Source organism: uncultured Cedecea sp. (genome assembly GCF_947498825.1).
Lineage (GTDB): Bacteria > Pseudomonadota > Gammaproteobacteria > Enterobacterales > Enterobacteriaceae > JGM124.
The window spans coordinates 1-19933 of record NZ_CANMLV010000029.1 but is presented as its reverse complement, the minus strand read 5'-3'; the positions used below and the strand labels follow the sequence as shown (position 1 = coordinate 19933).

The 19933-nt window shown below is 46.4% G+C and carries 18 protein-coding genes and 1 riboswitch; of the genes, 9 read left to right on the top strand and 9 right to left on the bottom strand.

Translation table 11 applies throughout. The features are described from left to right. Window positions 1-9: 9 nt before the first annotated feature. The 4 genes from yqiA to nudF form a co-directional block, all read right to left on the bottom strand. The gene (gene yqiA / locus Q1A40_RS20785) at window positions 10-585 is read right to left on the bottom strand and encodes an esterase YqiA (RefSeq protein ID WP_300004819.1); all 576 of its coding nucleotides are present in this window, start codon (window positions 583-585) and stop codon (window positions 10-12) included. Next, window positions 585-1412, bottom strand: coding sequence for a 3',5'-cyclic-AMP phosphodiesterase (gene cpdA / locus Q1A40_RS20780; RefSeq protein ID WP_300004818.1), 828 nt, complete (start codon window positions 1410-1412; stop codon window positions 585-587). Before cpdA ends, yqiA begins: the two co-directional genes overlap by 1 nt. A gap of 74 nt (window positions 1413-1486) precedes the next feature. Next, window positions 1487-1912, bottom strand: coding sequence for a DUF1249 family protein (locus tag Q1A40_RS20775; protein ID WP_300004817.1), 426 nt, complete (start codon window positions 1910-1912; stop codon window positions 1487-1489). A 2-nt stretch (window positions 1913-1914) separates the two neighbouring features. Then, window positions 1915-2547 carry an ADP-ribose diphosphatase gene (gene nudF, locus Q1A40_RS20770; RefSeq protein ID WP_300004816.1) on the bottom strand — a complete coding sequence of 211 codons (633 nt, stop codon included), beginning with the start codon at window positions 2545-2547 and terminating at the stop codon, window positions 1915-1917. Between the two features lie 210 nt (window positions 2548-2757). On the opposite strand from nudF, the gene tolC reads away from it, so the two are divergent. The 6 genes from tolC (at window position 2758) to Q1A40_RS20740 (ending at window position 10423) form a co-directional block, all read left to right on the top strand. Next, window positions 2758-4176 (top strand): outer membrane channel protein TolC, encoded by a 1419-nt coding sequence (gene tolC / locus Q1A40_RS20765; protein ID WP_300004815.1) that lies wholly within the window; start codon window positions 2758-2760, stop codon window positions 4174-4176. A 191-nt stretch (window positions 4177-4367) separates the two neighbouring features. Further along, window positions 4368-5039, top strand: coding sequence for a DUF1190 family protein (locus tag Q1A40_RS20760; protein WP_300004814.1), 672 nt, complete (start codon window positions 4368-4370; stop codon window positions 5037-5039). A 6-nt stretch (window positions 5040-5045) separates the two neighbouring features. Then, window positions 5046-6206 (top strand): glutathionylspermidine synthase family protein, encoded by a 1161-nt coding sequence (locus Q1A40_RS20755; RefSeq protein WP_300004813.1) that lies wholly within the window; start codon window positions 5046-5048, stop codon window positions 6204-6206. A 542-nt stretch (window positions 6207-6748) separates the two neighbouring features. Beyond that, the gene (locus tag Q1A40_RS20750) at window positions 6749-7981 is read left to right on the top strand and encodes an ATP-grasp domain-containing protein (protein ID WP_300004811.1); all 1233 of its coding nucleotides are present in this window, start codon (window positions 6749-6751) and stop codon (window positions 7979-7981) included. Further along, window positions 7978-9384 carry an FAD/NAD(P)-binding protein gene (locus tag Q1A40_RS20745; RefSeq protein ID WP_300004809.1) on the top strand — a complete coding sequence of 469 codons (1407 nt, stop codon included), beginning with the start codon at window positions 7978-7980 and terminating at the stop codon, window positions 9382-9384. The genes Q1A40_RS20750 and Q1A40_RS20745 overlap by 4 nt, the downstream gene beginning before the upstream one ends. Window position 9385: 1 nt before the next feature. After that, complete coding sequence (locus tag Q1A40_RS20740; protein WP_300004807.1) at window positions 9386-10423, top strand: AbrB family transcriptional regulator; 1038 nt, start codon at window positions 9386-9388, stop codon at window positions 10421-10423. A gap of 53 nt (window positions 10424-10476) precedes the next feature. On the opposite strand, the gene ygiD is transcribed toward Q1A40_RS20740, so the two are convergent. Both ygiD and ribB read right to left on the bottom strand, forming a co-directional pair. Then, window positions 10477-11265, bottom strand: coding sequence for a 4,5-DOPA dioxygenase extradiol (gene ygiD / locus Q1A40_RS20735; RefSeq protein WP_300004805.1), 789 nt, complete (start codon window positions 11263-11265; stop codon window positions 10477-10479). 246 nt (window positions 11266-11511) lie between these two features. Then, window positions 11512-12165 carry a 3,4-dihydroxy-2-butanone-4-phosphate synthase gene (gene ribB / locus Q1A40_RS20730; protein WP_300004803.1) on the bottom strand — a complete coding sequence of 218 codons (654 nt, stop codon included), beginning with the start codon at window positions 12163-12165 and terminating at the stop codon, window positions 11512-11514. A gap of 93 nt (window positions 12166-12258) precedes the next feature. After that, a riboswitch (FMN riboswitch) is annotated at window positions 12259-12413 on the bottom strand. A 120-nt stretch (window positions 12414-12533) separates the two neighbouring features. Here ribB and Q1A40_RS20725 point away from each other — a divergent pair. Next, entirely contained in the window at window positions 12534-12794 is a 261-nt protein-coding gene (locus Q1A40_RS20725) for an accessory factor UbiK family protein (RefSeq protein WP_300004802.1), read from the top strand. Between the two features lie 88 nt (window positions 12795-12882). Here the strand turns inward: Q1A40_RS20725 and Q1A40_RS20720 are convergent, their stop codons facing one another. After that, window positions 12883-14571, bottom strand: coding sequence for a methyl-accepting chemotaxis protein (locus tag Q1A40_RS20720; RefSeq protein ID WP_300004801.1), 1689 nt, complete (start codon window positions 14569-14571; stop codon window positions 12883-12885). A 257-nt stretch (window positions 14572-14828) separates the two neighbouring features. On the opposite strand from Q1A40_RS20720, the gene nepI reads away from it, so the two are divergent. Continuing rightward, entirely contained in the window at window positions 14829-16010 is a 1182-nt protein-coding gene (gene nepI / locus Q1A40_RS20715) for a purine ribonucleoside efflux pump NepI (RefSeq protein WP_300004800.1), read from the top strand. A gap of 59 nt (window positions 16011-16069) precedes the next feature. Here nepI and murP read toward each other — a convergent pair whose 3' ends face one another. Further along, the gene (gene murP / locus Q1A40_RS20710; RefSeq protein WP_300004799.1) at window positions 16070-17521 is read right to left on the bottom strand and encodes a PTS N-acetylmuramic acid transporter subunit IIBC; all 1452 of its coding nucleotides are present in this window, start codon (window positions 17519-17521) and stop codon (window positions 16070-16072) included. A 2-nt stretch (window positions 17522-17523) separates the two neighbouring features. Beyond that, window positions 17524-18432: an N-acetylmuramic acid 6-phosphate etherase gene (gene murQ / locus Q1A40_RS20705; protein ID WP_300004797.1), complete on the bottom strand. Its 909-nt coding sequence runs from the start codon at window positions 18430-18432 to the stop codon at window positions 17524-17526. 1005 nt (window positions 18433-19437) lie between these two features. Here murQ and Q1A40_RS20700 point away from each other — a divergent pair. Then, window positions 19438-19933 (top strand): hypothetical protein (locus Q1A40_RS20700; protein ID WP_300004795.1); only part of this gene is annotated, 496 nt, incomplete at its 3' end.

The following is a 19933-nucleotide window of genomic DNA, read 5'->3' as shown; positions in this document are numbered from 1 at the left end:
CATCAGGCCTTAAGGCTGGCCGAAGAAATCGACAATTTGTGTGAAATAACTGTCGAAACCGATAAAAGCATGATTACCCCCAGTTTCAACCGTCTGGCGACAGGCAGCGTAATAATCGACTGCCTCTTGATAATCAAGCACTTCGTCTCCCGTCTGTTGTAACAACCAAATAAGATTTGGTGCTTCCAGCGGGTCAATATGCATTTCTTTGAGAAAGCTTATATGGCGAGACTCTAGCACATATTGCTGCCCCGTGTAGGGATTCTGATTATGACCGAGATAATCTACCAGTAACTCAAAAGGACGTACTGCTGGATTAACGACGACCGCAGGCAACATAAAACGCTGGGATAACCAAGTCGCATAATAGCCCCCCAACGAAGAACCTATCACGCCAGTTATAGCCTCATCGCTCTTAAGAATAAGAGATTCAAGCAGCTCTGCTGCCTGTTCCGGATAACAGGGCAGTTGTGGAACCTGCACATGTATCTGCGGGTGGTGTTCTGCCAGCCACTGTTGCAAGGCAACCGCCTTCGCTGAACGCGGTGAACTATTAAACCCATGCAAATACAGCAATCTGGTCACTAATATCCCTCAGAGTTGGTATCAGGATTAAAGACCGTGCCGTTCAGGCGACATACCTGCGTCGTGAGTTCGCCATCCGGATGTAACTCTAACCAACGCCATCCCGGTTCGATGGTATCGAGGGTAAAATTCGCACAATGAGGCTTAAACTGAACGCAGGTGGAAGGCGTTGCCATCATCCTTCGACCATTCCAGTTCAAATCCAGTTCCTGATGAATATGACCACACAGCAGATTCTTTACCTGAGGATGGTTTTTTAATACTTCATCAAGTGCGGCTGCATTTCTCAGACTATGCTGATCCAGCCAGCTACAGCCAGCCGGAAGTGGATGATGGTGAAGTAATACCAAAGCATGCCGCTCTGGATGAGCTTCCAGATGACGCGACAACCATTCCAGCTGATACTCACTCAACTCACCATGTGGCACGCCAAATACCTGACTATCCAATAGCAGAATTTGCCAGTGTTCACCGACAAAAACCTGTTTAGCCGGTGAAATATCTGCTTTAAACAGCGTATCAAACATCGCGGGTTGAAAGTCATGATTACCCGGTAGCCAGACACAAGGCGCTGCAATTTGTGAGATACCCTCAGCAAAATGCTGATAGGCTTCCACACTATGATCTTGAGATAAATCCCCCGTCGCCACAATCAGATCGCATTGACACTGCCCGGCAAGTATCGCGGCAAGCACTGCCTGATAACTTTCCCATGTGTTGATACCGAGCAGTGTTTCATTCTTTCCTGCGAACAGGTGGGTATCGGTTATTTGCAGTATCCTGACTCGACCATCATCGGTCACAGGAAGATTTAACAGGCTTTCCAAAGGATATCCTTAGGTTTAACGCACACTTACACGCCATCCTTCATTAAGAGCGTTGCGCTTTACGCTCCTGAATATTAAGTATAAATGGGAATTTCTATTGCGCCATGTGCCAGACAGTAACGTAACCAGTCCGCCAGAAACTGATTAATTTGATGCTTTTCATCGCGTTGATGCAACCTTTTATTAGGGTAATCATAGCTCGCTTTGAAACGAAAGATCTGCTGACTTGAACACACTTCCGCCACCATCGCATCATGGTAGAGTCTGACCGTCATTGAAGGGAAGCTCCAGTAACTCACTGTAGGATAAATCTGCTCTATCGTAACCAGTGTCGTGTAACGTGTCGATTCCGCAATCGTAAGCCGGTAATGAGCGCCGTTGACCTGATAAGTGATGCTCTCACCCGGGACATCATCACTTGGTAGTAAACGACGCAACTGCGCAAAATTCGTCTCGCACAAACGCATCATTTCTGGAAAATCAGGTACATAGCGCTTCATTATCAATGATTCCACTCTTTTTGTAACTTTTTGTAATTCAATTGCAGCCATTGCAGAGCAATAACCGAGGCCGCGTTATCAATCAGTCCTTCTTCAACCCACTGATAAGCCTGCTGCCTACTGACCACCTGAACACGAATATCTTCGAGTTCTTCGGCAAGTCCGTGAATACCTTCGGCAAGGGTAGCATCAACTTCGCCAACCACAATCGATAATCTTTCACTGGTGCCGCCAGGACTTGCCAGGTAACTTAATACTGGTTTAATACGGCCCACCTGCAAGCCCGCTTCTTCCTGGGCTTCACGTCGCGCAACGTCCTCGACGCTTTCGCCTTCTTCAATCATGCCCGCTATCATTTCTAATAACCAAGGGGTTTCACTGGTATCAAAAGCAGCAATACGAATTTGCTCAATCAGTACCACTTCATCGCGGACTGGGTCATAGGGTAATAACACAGCAGCATGGCCGCGTTCAAAAATTTCTCGTTTTACTTCACCGCTCATTTCGCCATTAAACAGACGATGACGAAAGCGATACAGTTCGAGAGAGAAAAAACCACGGTACAGCGTTTCCCGTGCAATAATTTCTACATCTTTTTTAGTAAATGTAACGTTTTGTTTTTCTGGCTGACTCATGATGATGCCCCGCACGTCATTACGTGTAATCTGAAGAAATTATCCGCTCGCGGACTGCCGTTTAATGTTTGATATGATAGATTGGAGCAAATTTGAGGCCAATGGCACATTAGGCCAATCTGCTTGACTTACAGACTCGGTAGAATTGGCGTTCATTTCCGACTCATTGTCAGCGTTTAAAATAATTCTGCTTCACAACAAGGAATGCAAATGAAGAAACTGCTCCCCATACTTATCGGCCTTAGCCTGACAGGCTTCAGCGCCATGAGCCAGGCAGAAAACCTTTTACAGGTTTATCAACAGGCCCGTACCAGTAACCCGGACCTGCGTAAATCTGCTGCTGACCGTGACGCCGCATTCGAAAAAATCAACGAAGCACGCAGCCCATTACTGCCACAGCTTGGTTTGGGTGCGGACTACACCTACAGCAATGGCTATCGTGACAATAACGGCATTAACTCTAATGCTACCAGCGCTTCGTTACAGTTAACGCAAAATATTTTTGATATGTCAAAATGGCGCGCGCTCGGTCTGCAAGAAAAAACCGCCGGTATTCAGGACGTCATTTATCAAAATGCTCAGCAGGCGCTGATTTTAAATACCGCAACCGCCTATTTCAATGTCCTGAATGCTATTGATTCTCTGTCATTTATCGAAGCGCAAAAGCAATCAGTATACCGTCAGTTAGATCAGACAACACAGCGCTTTAATGTCGGTTTGGTGGCTATCACTGACGTCCAGAACGCACGTGCGCAGTACGATACAGTGCTGGCCAACGAAGTGACTGCACGTAATAACGTCGATAACACCGTTGAAGAGTTGCGCCAAATTACCGGTAACGACTACCTGAGCCTGGCGTCATTGAATGTTGATAGTTTTAAAACCAACAAACCAGATGCAGTCAATAACCTGCTAAAAGATGCAGAAAAACGTAACCTGTCATTGCTACAAGCGCGTCTGAGCCAGGATCTGGCCCGGGAACAAATTCGTCAGGCAGAGGATGGACATTTACCCACTCTGAGCCTGACGGCATCTACCGGTGTCTCTAACACAGACTATAGCGGTTCCAGGACGTCCGGAAATGCTCAGTACGGTAACTCCTACGCGGGCCAGAACAAAGTTGGCCTGAGTTTCTCTCTGCCACTTTACCAGGGCGGATCGGTTAGCTCCCAGGTCAAACAAGCCCAGTATAATTTTACCGGTGCCAGTGAACAGCTCGAAGGCGCGCACCGTAGCGTCGTACAAACCGTGCGTTCATCATTTAACAATATTAATGCCTCTATCAGCACCATTAACGCCTATAAACAGGCGGTAATTTCTGCACAGAGCTCTTTAGATGCTATGGAAGCCGGTTACTCAGTGGGTACCCGTACTATTGTTGATGTGTTAACCGCAACCAGCTCTCTGTACAGCGCTAAACAACAGCTTTCTAATGCTCGTTATAGCTATTTAATTAATGAGCTGAACATCAAATCTGCGCTGGGTACGCTGAATGAGCAAGATTTGGTGGCACTGAATAACACGCTGGGTAAAACTGTTTCGACTCGTCCTGATTCTGTTGCACCATTAACACCAGAACAGAATGCACGCGCGGACGGTTACGCGCCTATTGCTGCAACCAAAAGATAAGAAAGTAATGCTTTCACGTGTTACTACAGCTCAATAGCTAAAAAGGCGCAATTTTGCGCCTTTTTTCTTTCTTTTTGGCGCTGAACGTAAGACAACGTAAAGATTTCCTGCCAAACGCACCAGACTGCTTTAATTTCAACCATGCATACCTTACTCTTAGTAACAAACCGACTGGGATCAGGACTGATAAAATGAAACGGACAAAACAAATAAATCATTCGTCGTTCCGCAAAAGCTGGAATGCTCGCCATTTAACGCCGGTAGCTATCGCTATTACGGCTGTATTTATGCTGTCAGGTTGTGAACAAAGTGATGAAACCGTCTCCTTGTACCAGAACGCTGATGACTGCTCTGTAGCACATCCAGGCAAAAGTGCAGAATGTACTACTGCATATAACAATGCGCTGAAAGAAGCGGAACGTACCGCACCTAAATACGACTCACGCGAAGCCTGTATTGCTGAATTTGGTGAAGGCCAGTGTCAGCAGGCCCCTGCTCAGGCAAGTCTGGCTGGCAGTGGCGAAAATCAGGCCCAAGCCCAGAGCAGCGGTAGTTTCTGGATGCCTCTGATGGCGGGTTATATGATGGGCCGTCTGATGAGTGGTGGCGCTCAGCAGCCCCTCTTCTCCTCAAAAAATCCGGCCAGCCCGGCGTATGGCAAATATGCCGATGCCAGCGGTAAAAGCTACGGTGCTGCCACTCCAGGCCGTACCATGACAGTGCCTAAAACCGCGATGGCACCAAAGCCTGCGACCACCTCCACGATCACTCGTGGTGGATTTGGCGACTCCGTTGCGAAGCAATCCGCCATGCAACGTAGCAGCGCGTCAAATACCAATTCCAGCCGTTCAATGGGCGGTTGATAAAAAATGGAAAGAGTCAATATTAGTGAGCGCCCGGACTGGCGCGCGAAGGCAGAAGAGTACGGCTTTAATTTTCACACCATGTATGGTGAGCCCTACTGGTGTGAAGACGCCTATTATAAACTGACATTGCCTCAAGTTGAGCGCCTGGAAGATGTGACTGCCGGGCTGCACCAGATGTGCTTACAAGTGGTCGAAAAAGTGGTCGCCAGTGATGAGCTGATGACCCGTTTTCGTATCCCTAAGCATACCTGGGAATTTGTTCGTCAATCCTGGCGTAACCAGCAACCATCGCTCTATTCCCGTCTTGATCTTGCCTGGGACGGCATTGGCGAACCAAAGTTGCTGGAAAACAACGCAGATACACCGACATCGTTATATGAAGCTGCGTTCTTCCAATGGATCTGGCTCGAAGATCAGCTTCAGGCAGGTAACCTGCCGGAAGGTGCGGATCAGTTTAACAGCCTGCAAGAAAAGCTGATTGAACGTTTCGCCGAACTTAAAGAAAAGCACGGATTCAGCCTGCTGCACTTTACCTGCTGTCGGGATACCGTGGAAGACAGAGGCACGGTTCAGTATATGCAAGACTGTGCGGCAGAAGCAGATTTAGTCAGTGAGTTTCTGTATCTGGAAGATATCGGCTTGGGTGAGCGAGGACAGTTTACCGATCTTCAGGATCAGGTGATCGGCAGTCTGTTTAAACTCTATCCTTGGGAATATATGCTGCGGGAAGTGTTCTCTACCAAGCTGGAAGATGCTGGCGTCAGATGGCTGGAGCCTGCCTGGAAAAGCATTATCTCTAACAAAGCATTACTGCCAATGTTATGGGAAATGTTCCCGGACCACCCTAACCTGCTCCCGGCGTACTTTGCTGAAGACGACTATCCATTAATGGATAAATACGTCGTTAAACCGCTGTTCTCACGTGAAGGCGCTAACGTGACGATAGTTGAAAACGGTAAAGAAATTGCCCGTGCAGAAGGTCCTTACGGTGAAGAAGGTATGATAGTCCAGCAGTTCTGTCAGTTACCGAAATTCGGTGATAGCTACACGCTAATAGGCAGCTGGCTTATCAACGATCAGCCTGCAGGCATCGGCATTCGTGAAGACAAAGCACTGATCACACAGGATTTATCGCGCTTCTATCCACATATTTTTGTCGAATAAAAGAGTGCTTTTCTGCTGTAGACAATTCTCGTGATATTGCCCCGTCCTTCAGGACGGGGCTCCCCAAATCTCAACTTTACAGAACCATCCACTGCGTATTTCCTCTGGATACTGGCCTTCTTTTTATCACATCACTTATCGTCTCGCCGAGCGTGCCATTCTTTGAAACACGAAGATGCTGCATAAATTTTTGTAAGCCCGCTCTATAAAGCCGCTGGTTAATTAGGATTAATAATATCTGTTACAAGCAATGATTACGGTTATATTTATTGCAATAAATAGATATAGCCGTAGGTTCCAAAAAAATATCAGAATGGGATGTCATTGCTATATTACATATCATCGACTTGACATGAAAATATAAAATTCATATTTAAGAATAATTCCTTATATATTTAAAGAGTAACATTCTTGCAGGTTTTATAAAAAACGCCATTAACCCAGCGCGATATAAATAACTTATTTTATCTTAATTCATTGTATGAAAGTATATTTCATTGAGATGTTTTCGTTATTACCTCAGATAGCGAACAGGAGTCTGCATGAATATATTATTATGTCCCCCTAAAATTATTCTTCAGCATACAAAAAAAGAATGGCTCTCATTGCAGCAAAAAACAGCGCTGGTCATTGCAACCTGTGCCAGCCAGAAAAATGAAATTAACCAGCATCTGGGTGCTGATATTAATTTACGCTTTTATGATAATTTCAACGATAACCCATTAGTGGAACTCGATTTGTACCACTTTGGTCGAAATAATGGTGCTACCGGGGTTCATTTCCTGGCAGAAATAGATGTACTGAGAGCCGCACGTATAAGCGATCGATTGGGATTAACTCAGGGACGGGCTCACTCAGCAATGTTTTTCCGGGACAAATTTTTGATGAAGTCACGAGTACAAAGTCATCAATTTGCTATTCCTGCCATGGCGCGCGTCAACAGCGCTACAGAGATGGCTATTTTTATTACAGAGCATGGTTATCCATGTGTCATAAAACCTAACGATGGAAGAGGTTCACAGGGCGTAGTAGTAGTGAAAAATGACGAGGCGTTGAGCCATTATCTGTCACAACTCACACCGCTACATTTTCACAACCTCTTGATTGAAAAATTCATTGAGGGTGAGGCCTTTCAGATAAACAGTCTTTACTTACGTGGCAAACCTGTTTTTGTATCTGCATCTCGCGCGACAGTATCCTGCCTGGACTTTTTGTCGGGTTCCACACTGGGGCTCGTGATGGAAGACGATAATATCCTGCATAAGAAACTTATTGCATACGCGCAACATTTAGCTGAAGTGGTCTTCCCAACGGAAGAAAACGCATTACTCCATCTGGAAGTCTTCGTTGACAGACAAAGTAATATTATTTTTGGTGAGTTAGCTTGCCGGCTCGGGGGGTGCTTCGTGAATGAAGAATTAGGTGCAGCCTTTGGCATTGATCCCCGAATGACTTGGCTTAATGCTTGCCTGAACGACAAATATCCGCAAAGCCTCTTACAGCGCGTTCCTGTCAAACAGGTCGGGCAGCTTAATGTTCCACCCAGGCGCGGTATACTCACAGCCATTCCACAAACCTGCCCTTTTCCCTTTGTCCTTAAGTATTGTGTAACGGGTATCGTGGGCAAACGCTACGATCCGATGAAATTGACTAATGGTGAAATAGTGAGTGCCGTTGTTGAAGGATGCAACAGCAATGAAATCAACGATCGCCTGAACGAACTGGCCTTCTGGTTAGCAGCCCATACACATTGGTCATGGGGTGCTGAGAAATGAAAAGCTACGCTATCATCGGAGGGGGATTTACTGGCATTTCAGTTTTGGCACAACTATTGGACCAGCCTGATTCAAAGCACATCAGCATAACGTTATTCGATACTCCAGAAAAACTGGCGGTGGGGACAGCATTCGCCGAAGATGTCAGGACCAACTTACTTAATCGCCCTGTTAATACCATGTATTTTCGCGAGCAAGGTGACTTCGGCGTCTGGCTTGAAAAGACGATATCAAGCAAACCTCTTGCACTGGATGCGTTTATTCCTCGATCGCACTTCGGTCAGTTTCTATGTTATCAATTACGTCAATGTCAGCAATTAGCAGCACAACGTGGCATTAGGCTTAGAATTGTGCCACAGCGGGTTGTCGACCTGCTCCCCCAGGATCAACTATTTCAAATAGTGACCGGAGAGGGGGGTAATGGACATTATAACCGATGCTTTTTATGTCTTGGTACAACGACCTGTCATGACCCTTACGGTCTGATAAACCAGGCAGGTTATTACGACACGGTCTGGCCAGTTAACCGCATAGAAATTAATAATAATGAGAGTGTCGCAATTATCGGCAGTCGCTTGTCTGCTCATGATGCTGCAATTGCGCTTGCCTCCCGATGCCGGAAAATTTACTTTATCTCACGTAAGGGGATGCTGCCGCGCAAGGTTAGCGGCTACCAAAATATCATTCCGCAAGTTTTTACCCAAATGGAAATTAAGCGGCTCTCCGCGACATATGGAAAAATCACCATTGCGCAATTATTCCGATTACTGCGCCAAGAGTTCGCTGCTAATAATTGCTCACTAAGCCAATTCATACAACATTCAGATCCGGGCATAACGGCAATGAGTATCCTGTTAGCACTGAATAACAATATAAGCTATGCCTGGCGACAGCTTAACGAGCAGCAAAAACAACGATTTATCCTGCGCTGGCAAGCACGCTGGCAGCAGTTACGTATCCCGATTGCCTCTCCTAATGCGCAGAAAGTTGAGGAACTCTTTGCCTGTGGGCAACTGGAACATCTCCATGGGAATATCGTTATTAAGCCGCAGGCTAAGGGATTCAAAATATCGATCCCAGGAAGCGTATCAGTTCTGGTTGATAAAGTGATTAATGCCAGTGGTATCAGTAGTTCACCAGAAAACTACCCTCTCGTGCATCGCCTCATGCAGCAAGGTATTGCTGCCGCCCACCCCTTTGGCGGCCTTAAGATTTGCTCTGATTCCCTCTGTCTCCTGAATACGGAAGGCATTGTTGTACCTGGAATAAAATGCATTGGTCAATTGACGATCGGCGAATATTATGCGGTAGGAAATATTGATGTGCTTCATAGCCAGGCCAGGCTGGCGGTGGAAAGTCGCTGGCACGATACGTATTCAAAAATGGCCTGTGTGGGAGAGTAGCATGAAATTTATAGGCGGCTTTCTGCTGTGTCTACTGGCTGGCGTTTTTTTAACCCTGTGCGGCGTACCTTTGGGTATGATGTTCGGTGCTCTCATCATGGTGATCGTACTCAAACGCTGGCGGATCTCTATACGTGCCATACCCGGTAGTCTTACCTTTATACAGCTATCGCTTGGTACCTCTATCGGCCTGATGATTCGCGGAATGTCTTTCGGGGAAACAGGCAGCCTGTTTACGCTACTCAGCCTGCTATGCTTGTGCTTACTGTTGCAATTTATTACCAATTATCAATGGTGTATCCGACGCTTAGGTTGGAGCAAAGACGAAGCTATTCTGGGTTCAGTGCCGGGAGCAATGGCGGCAGTGCTAACCCTTGCAACTTATAGCAATACACCACCGCAGAAAATAGTTATCTCCCACGCTTTACGACTGATTACACTGACCATGCTTGCAGGCTTGATTGTCGGTGGTGAGACACATTCCAGTCTTTCCTTATCATGGACACATTTTGGTTCCACACAAAATACCTTATGGCTGACAGGCATAGGCGTAATTGGCTTTATTTCTGGTAAGTTGTTGGAGCGCTGGCATCTTCCTGCTCCATTTATGATGACTTCGCTTATTTTTTCAGCATGTCTTCATACTCTGGCGCCTCAACCGCTACATTTTCCGGATATCTTGAATCAGCTGAGCATGGGATTAATGGGGATACTTATTGGGTGTTATTTCACCGCGTTTTCAATCGCCGAATTTATGCGTCACCTGTGGGCATCCACTCAACTTATAGCCCTGAGTCTCACAGTCACATTTCTTGTCGCTTTTGCTGCGTCTGTTTTACTCGACTATCCATTCTACTTATTGATACTTTCCTGGGTTCCCGGCAGCGTGGAGTCAATGTCTTTCGCAGCATTGACCTTAAAAGCCGACGCTGGATTTGTGATGGCAAACCATATTATAAGAATGCTGATTATTCATACCTTACCTGCCCTGGCACTTCGCCGACAGAATCAAAAAGGTGCAGACAGACGACGAGCATAGATAAACCAGGTGGCCTGGGAAGGGAAAACGCATTGGTTTTCCCTTTTTTGTATTTAACCTATCTGTACCGACAGCATACTCAGAGAGCCCATCTCTATACCGTCAACCGGAAGCGTTATCGGTTCTTTACCATCCCAGGTTCCAAGAGCATAAAGTAACGGCAGATAGTGATCCGGGGTCGGGTTCGACAATAAACCACCTTCATGGGACAGATAGTTCACTAACGGATGCTCAGCGATCGGCCCCTGCCAGGTCAGATTTTCTTTCACATAATCATTAAAAGATTCCGCCCACGGATAGGGCTGGCTGTCGCCCTGCCAGCGAACCATGCGCAAGTTATGAACGACGTTGCCACTGGCAACAATCATCACCCCTTCATCGCGTAATGCTGCCAGTTTTTTCCCAAGCTCTAAGTGCCATGCGGCAGGTTTAGTTTTATCTATGCTGAGCTGTACCATAGGAATATCGGCATCAGGATACATCTTGATCAATACGCCCCAGGAACCATGATCAAAACCCCAAGCTTCTTTATCTAAAGCTACAGGCGTCGGGGCCAGTAGTTCAACTAAACGCTGAGCCAGTTCAGGAGAACCAGGGGCCGGATAATGGGTGTCATACAGCGCCTGAGGGAAACCACCAAAGTCGTGAATCGTTTTCGGCTTTTCCATTGCCGTGACACCCGTTCCCTGAGTGAACCAGTGAGCAGAGACCACAACAATCGCTTTCGGGCGCGGTAATATTTCACCTAAATGATGCCAGCAACGGGTATACAGATTATCTTCCAGAACGTTCATTGGGCTGCCGTGCCCAAGAAATAACGCAGGCATACGCTGGTTTGTCATTATGGAATCCTTAAAGAGGGTTATTATTTTCTGTCTGTAGATTACGCTTAATTGTGGCAGAAATAACTGGGATAAGCATGATGTAGTTATTCAGGAATTTTGATAATAAACCAGTCTTTGTCTGGTATATCCGACAGACAACAACTAAAAATTCAATGATGAAACAGAGAATAACAGATACAAAAAAACCCGGTATCACTCCACCGGGTTTTATCACTTAAAACAACTCAAAATCTATAACAGATCTTAGCTCGCTTTACGTTCATGCAACTGGCGATACTCAACCAAGTCTTCGATAGTCACAACGGCCATATTATGCTTCTGAGCAAACTCGATACACTCTGGGGCATGGGCCATGGAACCATCATCGTTGGTCAGTTCACATAATACGCCAGCAGGACGGAAACCGGCCAGAGTGACCAGGTCAATCGTTGCTTCAGTATGTCCGCCGCGCGTTAATACGCCACCAGGCTGGGCGCGCAGTGGGAAGACATGTCCGGGACGGTTCAGATCGGAAGGTTTAGCGTCGTCTGCAATTGCCGCCTTGATGGTTGTGATACGGTCAGCAGCAGAAACACCGGTGCTGACACCCGTTGCCGCTTCAATCGTGACGGTAAAACCAGTACCGTATGCGCTGGTGTTGTTATCGACCATCATCGGCAAGTCCAGCTGTTTACGACGTTCTTCGGTCAGGCACAGGCAAACAATGCCGCTGCCATGACGAATGGTCAGAGCCATTTGCTCGACTGTCATGGTTTCTGCCGGGAAAATCATGTCGCCTTCGTTTTCACGGTTCTCGTCATCGAGGACCATAACACCGCGGCCTTCACGTAGGGATTCAAGTGCTCGCTCGACACGTTCTAAAGGTGTGCCAAATGCAGAAAGGAGCGTCTGATTCATGGTAATAAAACCTCATTAAATATATGGTTACCAGAATCAGGGCAGTCTTAGGAGCTAAAAAAATAACGCGGACAGGCCAAGGCCTGACAATACCGTTACTCTCTCCCATCCGGACTATAACCGTCGGCCCCGGAATTACACCGGATCTGCTGACCTTCAGAGATTATCTGAAGCGCTCGCGGGCTTTCAGTAATGTTAGTTACCGATCTACCGCCGGTGGGGACTTTCACCCCGCCCTGAGAATAAAGCCTATCCACTATACCGCTAATCATTTAACCCGGCAACGTCATCACATATAACATTTCTGGTTTATACCCTGTCATTCTGGCATTACAATTAGCTCAATTACTCAGATAACGGAAAGCGCCATGATTGATCCAAAGAAAATTGAACAGATTGCTCGTCAGGTTCATGAGTCCATGCCAAAAGGGATACGTGACCTGGGAGATGATGTTGAAAAGAAAGTGCGTCAGGTGATTCAGTCACAACTGACACGTCTGGATATGGTGAGTCGGGAAGAATTTGATGTACAAACTCAGGTCTTACTGCGTACACGTGAAAAACTCGCTCTGCTGGAACAGCGTTTAACCGAACTGGAAAACCGCTCCTCACAAACCTCTGCTGAGTAATCGCGTATCCTCCCTGTTTAAGGGAGGATACGTTTTTTCTCTCCGTGGAAATAATACCTTTCATGAAGCACTGGCAGGGATAATTCTCTTAGAATTTTTCCCAATTATCATCAGAGACGACCGACTCTACTGGTGCTTTATGTGCCGTGGTGACTTGAGCGCGAACAGCGGGGCTTGTTTCAACGTCCTGCCGTTGCAGCGGTTGCTGGTCTGCAGCAATACGGAATACCGATACCGCTTGTGTCAGATGACTCGCCTGCTCTTCTAACGCGGCCGCAGCCGCAGCCGACTCTTCCACCAGCGCGGCGTTTTGTTGTGTGACCCTGTCCATCTCAGCAACGGCCAGACCGACTTGGTCAATACCACGGCTCTGCTCATCGGAAGCAGAAGCAATTTCCCCCATAATGTCTGTTACGCGGGTGACTGCATTAACGATTTCACCCATCGTTTCCCCGGCGCTTTCGACCAGAGTCGAACCAGTATCAACCCGACTGACAGAATCTTCGATCAGCAGTTTGATCTCTTTCGCCGCCTGAGCGCTGCGCTGAGCAAGATTACGAACCTCTCCCGCCACCACAGCAAAACCACGCCCCTGCTCACCGGCTCGAGCAGCCTCTACCGCCGCATTCAATGCCAGGATATTTGTCTGGAAGGCAATACCATCAATTACGCTGGTAATATCGGCGATTTTCTGAGAACTTCCGGCAATCTCACTCATCGTTTGCACAACGTTATCTACCACCTTCCCACCACGACGAGCGGTATCAGAAGCATTGATCGCCAACTGACTCGCCTGACGGGCATTTTCCGCATTCTGCTTAACTGTTGCCGTCAGCTGTTCCATACTGGCAGCGGTTTCTTCCAGTGATGCTGCCTGCTGTTCAGTACGAGAAGAAAGGTCGTTGTTACCAATAGAAATCTCACTGGCACCGCTGTAGATAGAGTTCGCGCTGTTACGTACATCGCCGACAGTGCGCGCCAGTTCTCCCTGCATATGACGCAGACTTTCAGCGAGCTGCCCCATTTCATTGGTACCATGAACGTTAATTTTACGCATCAAATCGCCACCAGCAATGTGGCGAATACTTTCAATAAGATGGTTCAGAGGGTTAATCAGTGTAGTACGGATACCTACCCAGACAAACAGAATCAGTACGACAGAACCTATCAGAACCCCAGCCAGTACAGCAATCGCCATCTGATAGGAACTTTCACTATTGTCTATAGCAAGCTGGTACTGCTGCGCGTGTTTCTGGGTATAGAGGCTAAACTGTTGCTGGAAGTCGTCCTGAAACCTCTGGGTGTTCTGATCGTAGAAACTCTTCAGATCCCCTTCTTTTAACATTTTAATCAGGGCATTCAATGCGCCATAAAGAGCATCATATTTTTGTCTGATTAATTTACTGTCCGCGTCATTATCTTGAGCAGTAAGAGTGGATTCATAGTTTTGCCATTCCTTTGCCGCAATATCCAGGGAGTGAGCAGCCATCAAGGTCAAATCATCAGCGGCCTTTCTGTTAGCCATACTGTTATCCATCTGACTTTGCAGCATCACATAGCTTGAGCCCGCCCGGTTTAAAGTATTCCGGGTACTCAGTAATGCAATCCAGCTTTCATTCAGGGATTCTTGCTTCTCCCGAAGCGTTTTCAGTACATGGAGATTATCTTTCTCTTGTTTCAACGCATTAAAGAACAGCCCGCCACAGGCAATCTGTAGCAAACCAAACAACCCAAGTACTATGAGTATTTTTTTAACAATTTTCATACGGTTTAACATGATATTTGATTCCCCGAGAAAGATGCCGGATCATCGGCTACCGCCCAGAAAACTTTACTTATTTTTAGCAGGGGAAGATTTACTGTGCAGAATAAAACTTGGTTCCAAAATCTCTCCAGCATGCAAATTCATTTTTTAACGCGTATATTCGTGCTGTCAGCCGCCCCTGTTACCTGAAACCGCTAAAAAAGTTAAACCCTTGTGGAGTACAATGATAGACTGCTCGGTTTTCTAAACTCGCAGATCGGGATATAAAAATGGATAATGCATTGCATCGCCCTCCTACAAATGATGCCGTTACCCGACCAAACTGGTCGGCCGTTTTCGCTATCGCCTTTTGCGTCGCCTGCCTCATCACTATTGAGTTTCTGCCCGTCAGTCTGTTGACGCCAATGGCTATCGATTTAGGGATTTCTGAAGGGCTTGCCGGTCAGACAGTGACTGTCACAGCATTTGTCGCCATGTTTAGCAGTTTGTTCGTGACGCATGTTATCGGCACCAGCGATCGGCGCCATGTGGTATTACTCTTCGCCGTGCTACTCACGCTTTCCTGCGTACTGGTATCATTCTCTAATAACTTTATGCTACTGCTGCTGGGGCGCGCCTGTCTGGGTCTTGCACTGGGTGGCTTCTGGGCGATGTCGGCTTCTCTCACTTTACGTCTTGTTCCGGCGCGTACTGTCCCTAAGGCTCTTTCGGTTATTTTCGGCGCGGTCTCTATCGCCCTGGTCATTGCCGCTCCCCTGGGGAGTTTTTTGGGGAGCATCATTGGCTGGCGTAATGTATTTAATGGTGCAGCGCTGATGGGGGTTGTCTGTATTATCTGGATTTGGCAGGTTCTTCCCTCACTTCCGGGTACCAATATGCAGCAGAAGCAAAATATGTTTGGTCTGCTCAAACGCCCGGGCGTAATAGCCGGTATGCTGGCTATCTTTATGGCTTTTGCCGGGCAATTCTCCTTCTTTACCTACATTCGACCAATTTATATGACCCTGGCCGGATTCGATGTCAGCGGTTTAACATTAGTGTTGTTAAGTTTTGGTATCGCAAGCTTTGTGGGAACATCACTCTCCTCTGTCTTCTTAAAACGTTCGCTAAAACACGTCTTAATGGTGGCCCCCTTTATTCTCGCTCTGAGCGCATTATCATTAATTCTGTGGGGAAGTGATGCGCGGATAGCCAGTGCTGTGGCCATTATTTGGGGCTTCTGTTTTGCGATTATCCCCGTAGGCTGGTCAACCTGGATAACCCGTTCCCTCTCCGATCAGGCGGAAAAAGCAGGTTCTATACAGGTAGCTGTTATTCAGTTAGCGAATACCTGTGGGGCTGCTGTCGGGGGATTGGCTCTCGATAGTTTGGGATTACTGGCACCGCTGATTTTGTCCGGTACGCTGATGCTCCTGACAGCAATATTAGTGGCATCAAAAGTACACGCTTAAGCTTAGTCGAAAGCCCACGTATCCTGTTCTGAATAACAGAACAGGATACGTGCTTGTCACTAACTTAAATCAACATTTTTACTGCCAAAGAACCAGGTCATAATAAAACCTGCCAGATAAGAAATAAGGATACCGGCAATATAAACCGCCATACCGGCAAAAATACCCTGGCCTGATGTCATTAACGGAATTGCCACCAGTCCTGATGGACCAAATACGGTATTGAGGCCTACAGGTAAACCAAGCCAGGCAACGAGCCCTACAAAAAATCCGCCCACGGCACCCCCAAGACAAGCGGTAATAAATGGCTTAAGACGCGGGAGCGTGACACCGTAAATCAGTGGTTCGCCAATACCTAAAAATCCAGGAATAATAGCCCCTTTAATTTGAGTTCTCAGTACTGAACCGCGTGATGAACGAGCAAATAACGCCAGTGCAGCGCCCACCTGTCCGGCACCAGCCATCGCCAGAATAGGAAACAGGGAGTTAAAACCCTGAGCATCCATCAGTGCAAAATAAACCGGTACAAAGCCCTGATGAATACCGAATACCACCGCAATAAGGAATAATCCCGCCAGAATCGCCGTTCCAAACGGGTTGCCGTTTAAATGTAAAAATAACCATGACATTCCTTTAAACAGCTCGACGCCAATCGGCATGATAGCGACAAAAGTAATGGCTCCGGTGATAAGTAATGAAATGGTTGAGGTCAGGATCATATCCAGATTATCCGGAATGATACGTCGTACTTGACGCTCAACCCAGGCCCCCAGCATACAGGCCAGTAAAACACCGATAATGTTACCGCGCGGATCTATCGCCAATCCAAAGAAAGTATCCATACCTGCGTAATAGCCGACAGTTCCTTCCGGGACGTAACGCAGAATAAATAACGAGGCAATAATCGCGCCGTTAACGCCAGTTCCACCAAAAGCTTTCTGGGTATTAAAACCGATCAGAATGCTTAAGAATGTGAATAGCCCGATACTGAACACTTTCATATAAGCTATCAGCTGGGTCAGCCAGACTGCCGGAGTGACACCTTCAACAATCAGCGTTTGCTGTAATAATGTCGCTATCCCCAATAATAAACCTGCTGCAATGAATCCCGGGATCAGAGGCGTAAAGATAGTGGCAAATTTAGTCAGAAAGTTATGTACAGCGCTATTCTGCTTTGCCTTCATCTGTTTTTTATTCTGGCTGGCCAGCGCACGCAGGTCTGCGTTATCTGCCGAATCAGAGGTTTCCTGCGCGTCAGATTTCAGCAACGCATTCATCATATCACTGGCTGTTTGTGCCTTACCCGGACCAAGGATAATCTGTAACTGCGTATCCCCATTGACCACGCCCATAACACCGGGGATTTTCTTTAATTCATCGTTCTGAACGAGGTCCCGGTCTTTTAAGGTCAGGCGTAAACGAGTCATACAGTTGCCACAAACCAAAATATTATTACGACCGCCGGTAAGCTGCAGAATCTGTTCGATCATCGAATCGGTAATTTTTGCCATAATTATCTGTTTATCCCCTGCAATGCGTTGCGAATAAATCCTCGATGTTCAGCCAGTAATGCACTGGCTTGACTCGCCGACAAACCACTTAACACCATTAGAATGGCCGTTTTACAATGTCGCTGACAGTCGTTGAGCGCGCTTTCCGCTTCTTCATGGCTGCATCCGGTTGCTTCAACCACAATATTGACCTGACGCTGAACCAATTTGGCATTGGTTGCCTCGACATCGACCATCAAATTACCGTATACCTTGCCACTGCGAATCATCGCTCCCGTGGTTATCATATTGAGTACTAACTTCTGAGCGGTTCCGGCTTTCATTCTTGATGACCCCGTCACGACTTCCGGCCCCACTAATGGCTCAATAGCAATATCAGCGGCCAGCCCGATTTCACTTCCGGGATTACAGGAAATCGCCGCAGCCAATGCCCCTAAACTTTTGGCATAAGCTATCGCCCCGAGGACATAAGGTGTGCGTCCGCTCGCTGCAATGCCGACTAAAACATCACGACGGTTGAAATGAATATTACGAAGATCTTGCTCCCCCATATCCCTGTTATCTTCTGCATTTTCAATGGGTTTAAAAATTGCCTGGTGACCACCAGCAATTAACCCAATCACTTGCTCATGAGGGGTGCCATAAGTTGGCGGGCACTCACTTGCATCAAGAATACCTAAACGACCTGAGGTACCCGCCCCACAATAGATAAGCCTTCCACCTTGAGAAAAAGCCTCAGCCACTTTTTCTACAAGCACAGCCAGTTGTGGCAAAGTCGCTTTGACTGCCTGAGCAACCTTTTGATCTTCATCATTGATGATAGTGAGCATTTCTAATGTTGGCAGAGTATCTATCTGCTCACTTATCGAATTACGGCTCTCCGTCACCATCTGGTCCAGATTAATTTTCATAGGAATATCCATCAATGTATACATTTTGTAACAATATGGAATATTTTATTCCATTGATGTGACAATTATCACAAAGAGCATTAAAACAATTAACTGGAATGGCAAATGATGTGATTTTAAATAAAAAAAATTTACACTTGCAACATAACTCATACAGTGAAAGGAATAAATTATTACCTTCAGATATCTGATATATAAAAACAATAATCAACTAAAAGGGCTCAAAGAACCATTTATGCAGAGTCTTAGTCATCAGACACACCATACAAACCATATAATTCAATCAACTAAGCGAGAATATATTTGAACTTATCGGGACAGGTTCATGGAATAGCTAGAATTGAAAACTCACGCCCTAAGAGTGGAACTTTCATTCCAGGGTAATTTTAAAATTGTATTTTAAGTATTATTTAATGATAACGCTCTATTTTCTAACACGAACGACAATACAACATGATAAATCATGAGTTTTAGAGATATTTATTGCATAACTAAATGTAAATATTATAAATATCAAAAAATCTTTAATTTTAGAAAAAGCAGAAAATTTAGCTATCATTGTTAAATAATGTATCACCCTCAGTAAAACGCTTCAGGCAGAACAGGATAGAATGCAGTCGTTTGGGTGTATTGCCCGTCAAACTTACTGAATAACGACATCTGGCCACAGGTGAAAGTAGCCTGCTGAACAGAATGAAATAAAACCACAATAACGATGTGGTTATATATGGCTAAAAAATACTTAATTGCGTTTAAAATCATAGTCTCTCGGGTTGAAAAATAATATGATTCAACGCGAGAATATTTCCCGTATAGTATATATCAAAAACGTTCTTACCTTTCTGAGCTAGTCATGAAAACCATATTTATCATGAAGTTAATAATACGATTATTGTAGCTCACAGTTTTGTTGGCATATGGCTTGTTGATAGAAAACTTTTGAACAATGTGAGAGCAAGTATGGACCAGTATGAAGATCTGCAAAATTTTCGTGAGAAAACACGTATGAAATCAATACGTTTTGTTGATTTTACGAAACAGAATAAAGAAGTGAATCATGAACAATGGACTATTGTGCAACAGCTTGCCAACAACAATGCTTCGCTGGGTAACAATACCTCTCCAGACCAGCCCTCTCAGATCCTCAATACGTCTGCCACGAGTAAGGCTCCTGACCCTGTTCATTTAGCGTCCTTAACAACCGGAGCCAGCCCGACGGCCAGCACAATGTCATTACTCAAAGATGTGGGTATGCAGCTTAATCGCCCTGAAACATTCCAGAGCGAAGTTCAGGCATTATCAACGACTATGGCGGAGATTCAGCCGCAGCCCGCAGCTCAGGCACAGCCCCAGTTTCAGCCGCAGCCCACAGCTCAGGCACAGCCTCAGTTTCAGCCGCAGCCCGCAGCTCAGGCACAGCCCCAGTTTCAGCCGCAGCCCGCAGCTCAGGCACAGCCCCAGTTTCAGCCGCAGCCCGCAGCTCAGGCACAGCCCCTGTTTC

Excerpts from the sequence above, each read along its gene's own strand:
- Q1A40_RS20775 (WP_300004817.1), bottom strand. The coding sequence starts at position 1,912 with ATGAAGCGCTATGTACCTGATTTTCCAGAAATGATGCGTTTGTGCGAG.
- Q1A40_RS20745 (WP_300004809.1), top strand. The coding sequence starts at position 7,978 with ATGAAAAGCTACGCTATCATCGGAGGGGGATTTACTGGCATTTCAGTT.
- murQ (WP_300004797.1), bottom strand. The coding sequence starts at position 18,432 with ATGAAAATTAATCTGGACCAGATGGTGACGGAGAGCCGTAATTCGATA.
- Q1A40_RS20740 (WP_300004807.1), top strand. The coding sequence starts at position 9,386 with ATGAAATTTATAGGCGGCTTTCTGCTGTGTCTACTGGCTGGCGTTTTT.
- tolC (WP_300004815.1), top strand. The coding sequence starts at position 2,758 with ATGAAGAAACTGCTCCCCATACTTATCGGCCTTAGCCTGACAGGCTTC.
- ygiD (WP_300004805.1), bottom strand. The coding sequence starts at position 11,265 with ATGACAAACCAGCGTATGCCTGCGTTATTTCTTGGGCACGGCAGCCCA.
- murP (WP_300004799.1), bottom strand. The coding sequence starts at position 17,521 with ATGGCAAAAATTACCGATTCGATGATCGAACAGATTCTGCAGCTTACC.
- nepI (WP_300004800.1), top strand. The coding sequence starts at position 14,829 with ATGGATAATGCATTGCATCGCCCTCCTACAAATGATGCCGTTACCCGA.
- Q1A40_RS20750 (WP_300004811.1), top strand. The coding sequence starts at position 6,749 with ATGAATATATTATTATGTCCCCCTAAAATTATTCTTCAGCATACAAAA.
- ribB (WP_300004803.1), bottom strand. The coding sequence starts at position 12,165 with ATGAATCAGACGCTCCTTTCTGCATTTGGCACACCTTTAGAACGTGTC.
- Q1A40_RS20725 (WP_300004802.1), top strand. The coding sequence starts at position 12,534 with ATGATTGATCCAAAGAAAATTGAACAGATTGCTCGTCAGGTTCATGAG.
- Q1A40_RS20755 (WP_300004813.1), top strand. The coding sequence starts at position 5,046 with ATGGAAAGAGTCAATATTAGTGAGCGCCCGGACTGGCGCGCGAAGGCA.
- Q1A40_RS20720 (WP_300004801.1), bottom strand. The coding sequence starts at position 14,571 with ATGTTAAACCGTATGAAAATTGTTAAAAAAATACTCATAGTACTTGGG.
- Q1A40_RS20760 (WP_300004814.1), top strand. The coding sequence starts at position 4,368 with ATGAAACGGACAAAACAAATAAATCATTCGTCGTTCCGCAAAAGCTGG.
- nudF (WP_300004816.1), bottom strand. The coding sequence starts at position 2,547 with ATGAGTCAGCCAGAAAAACAAAACGTTACATTTACTAAAAAAGATGTA.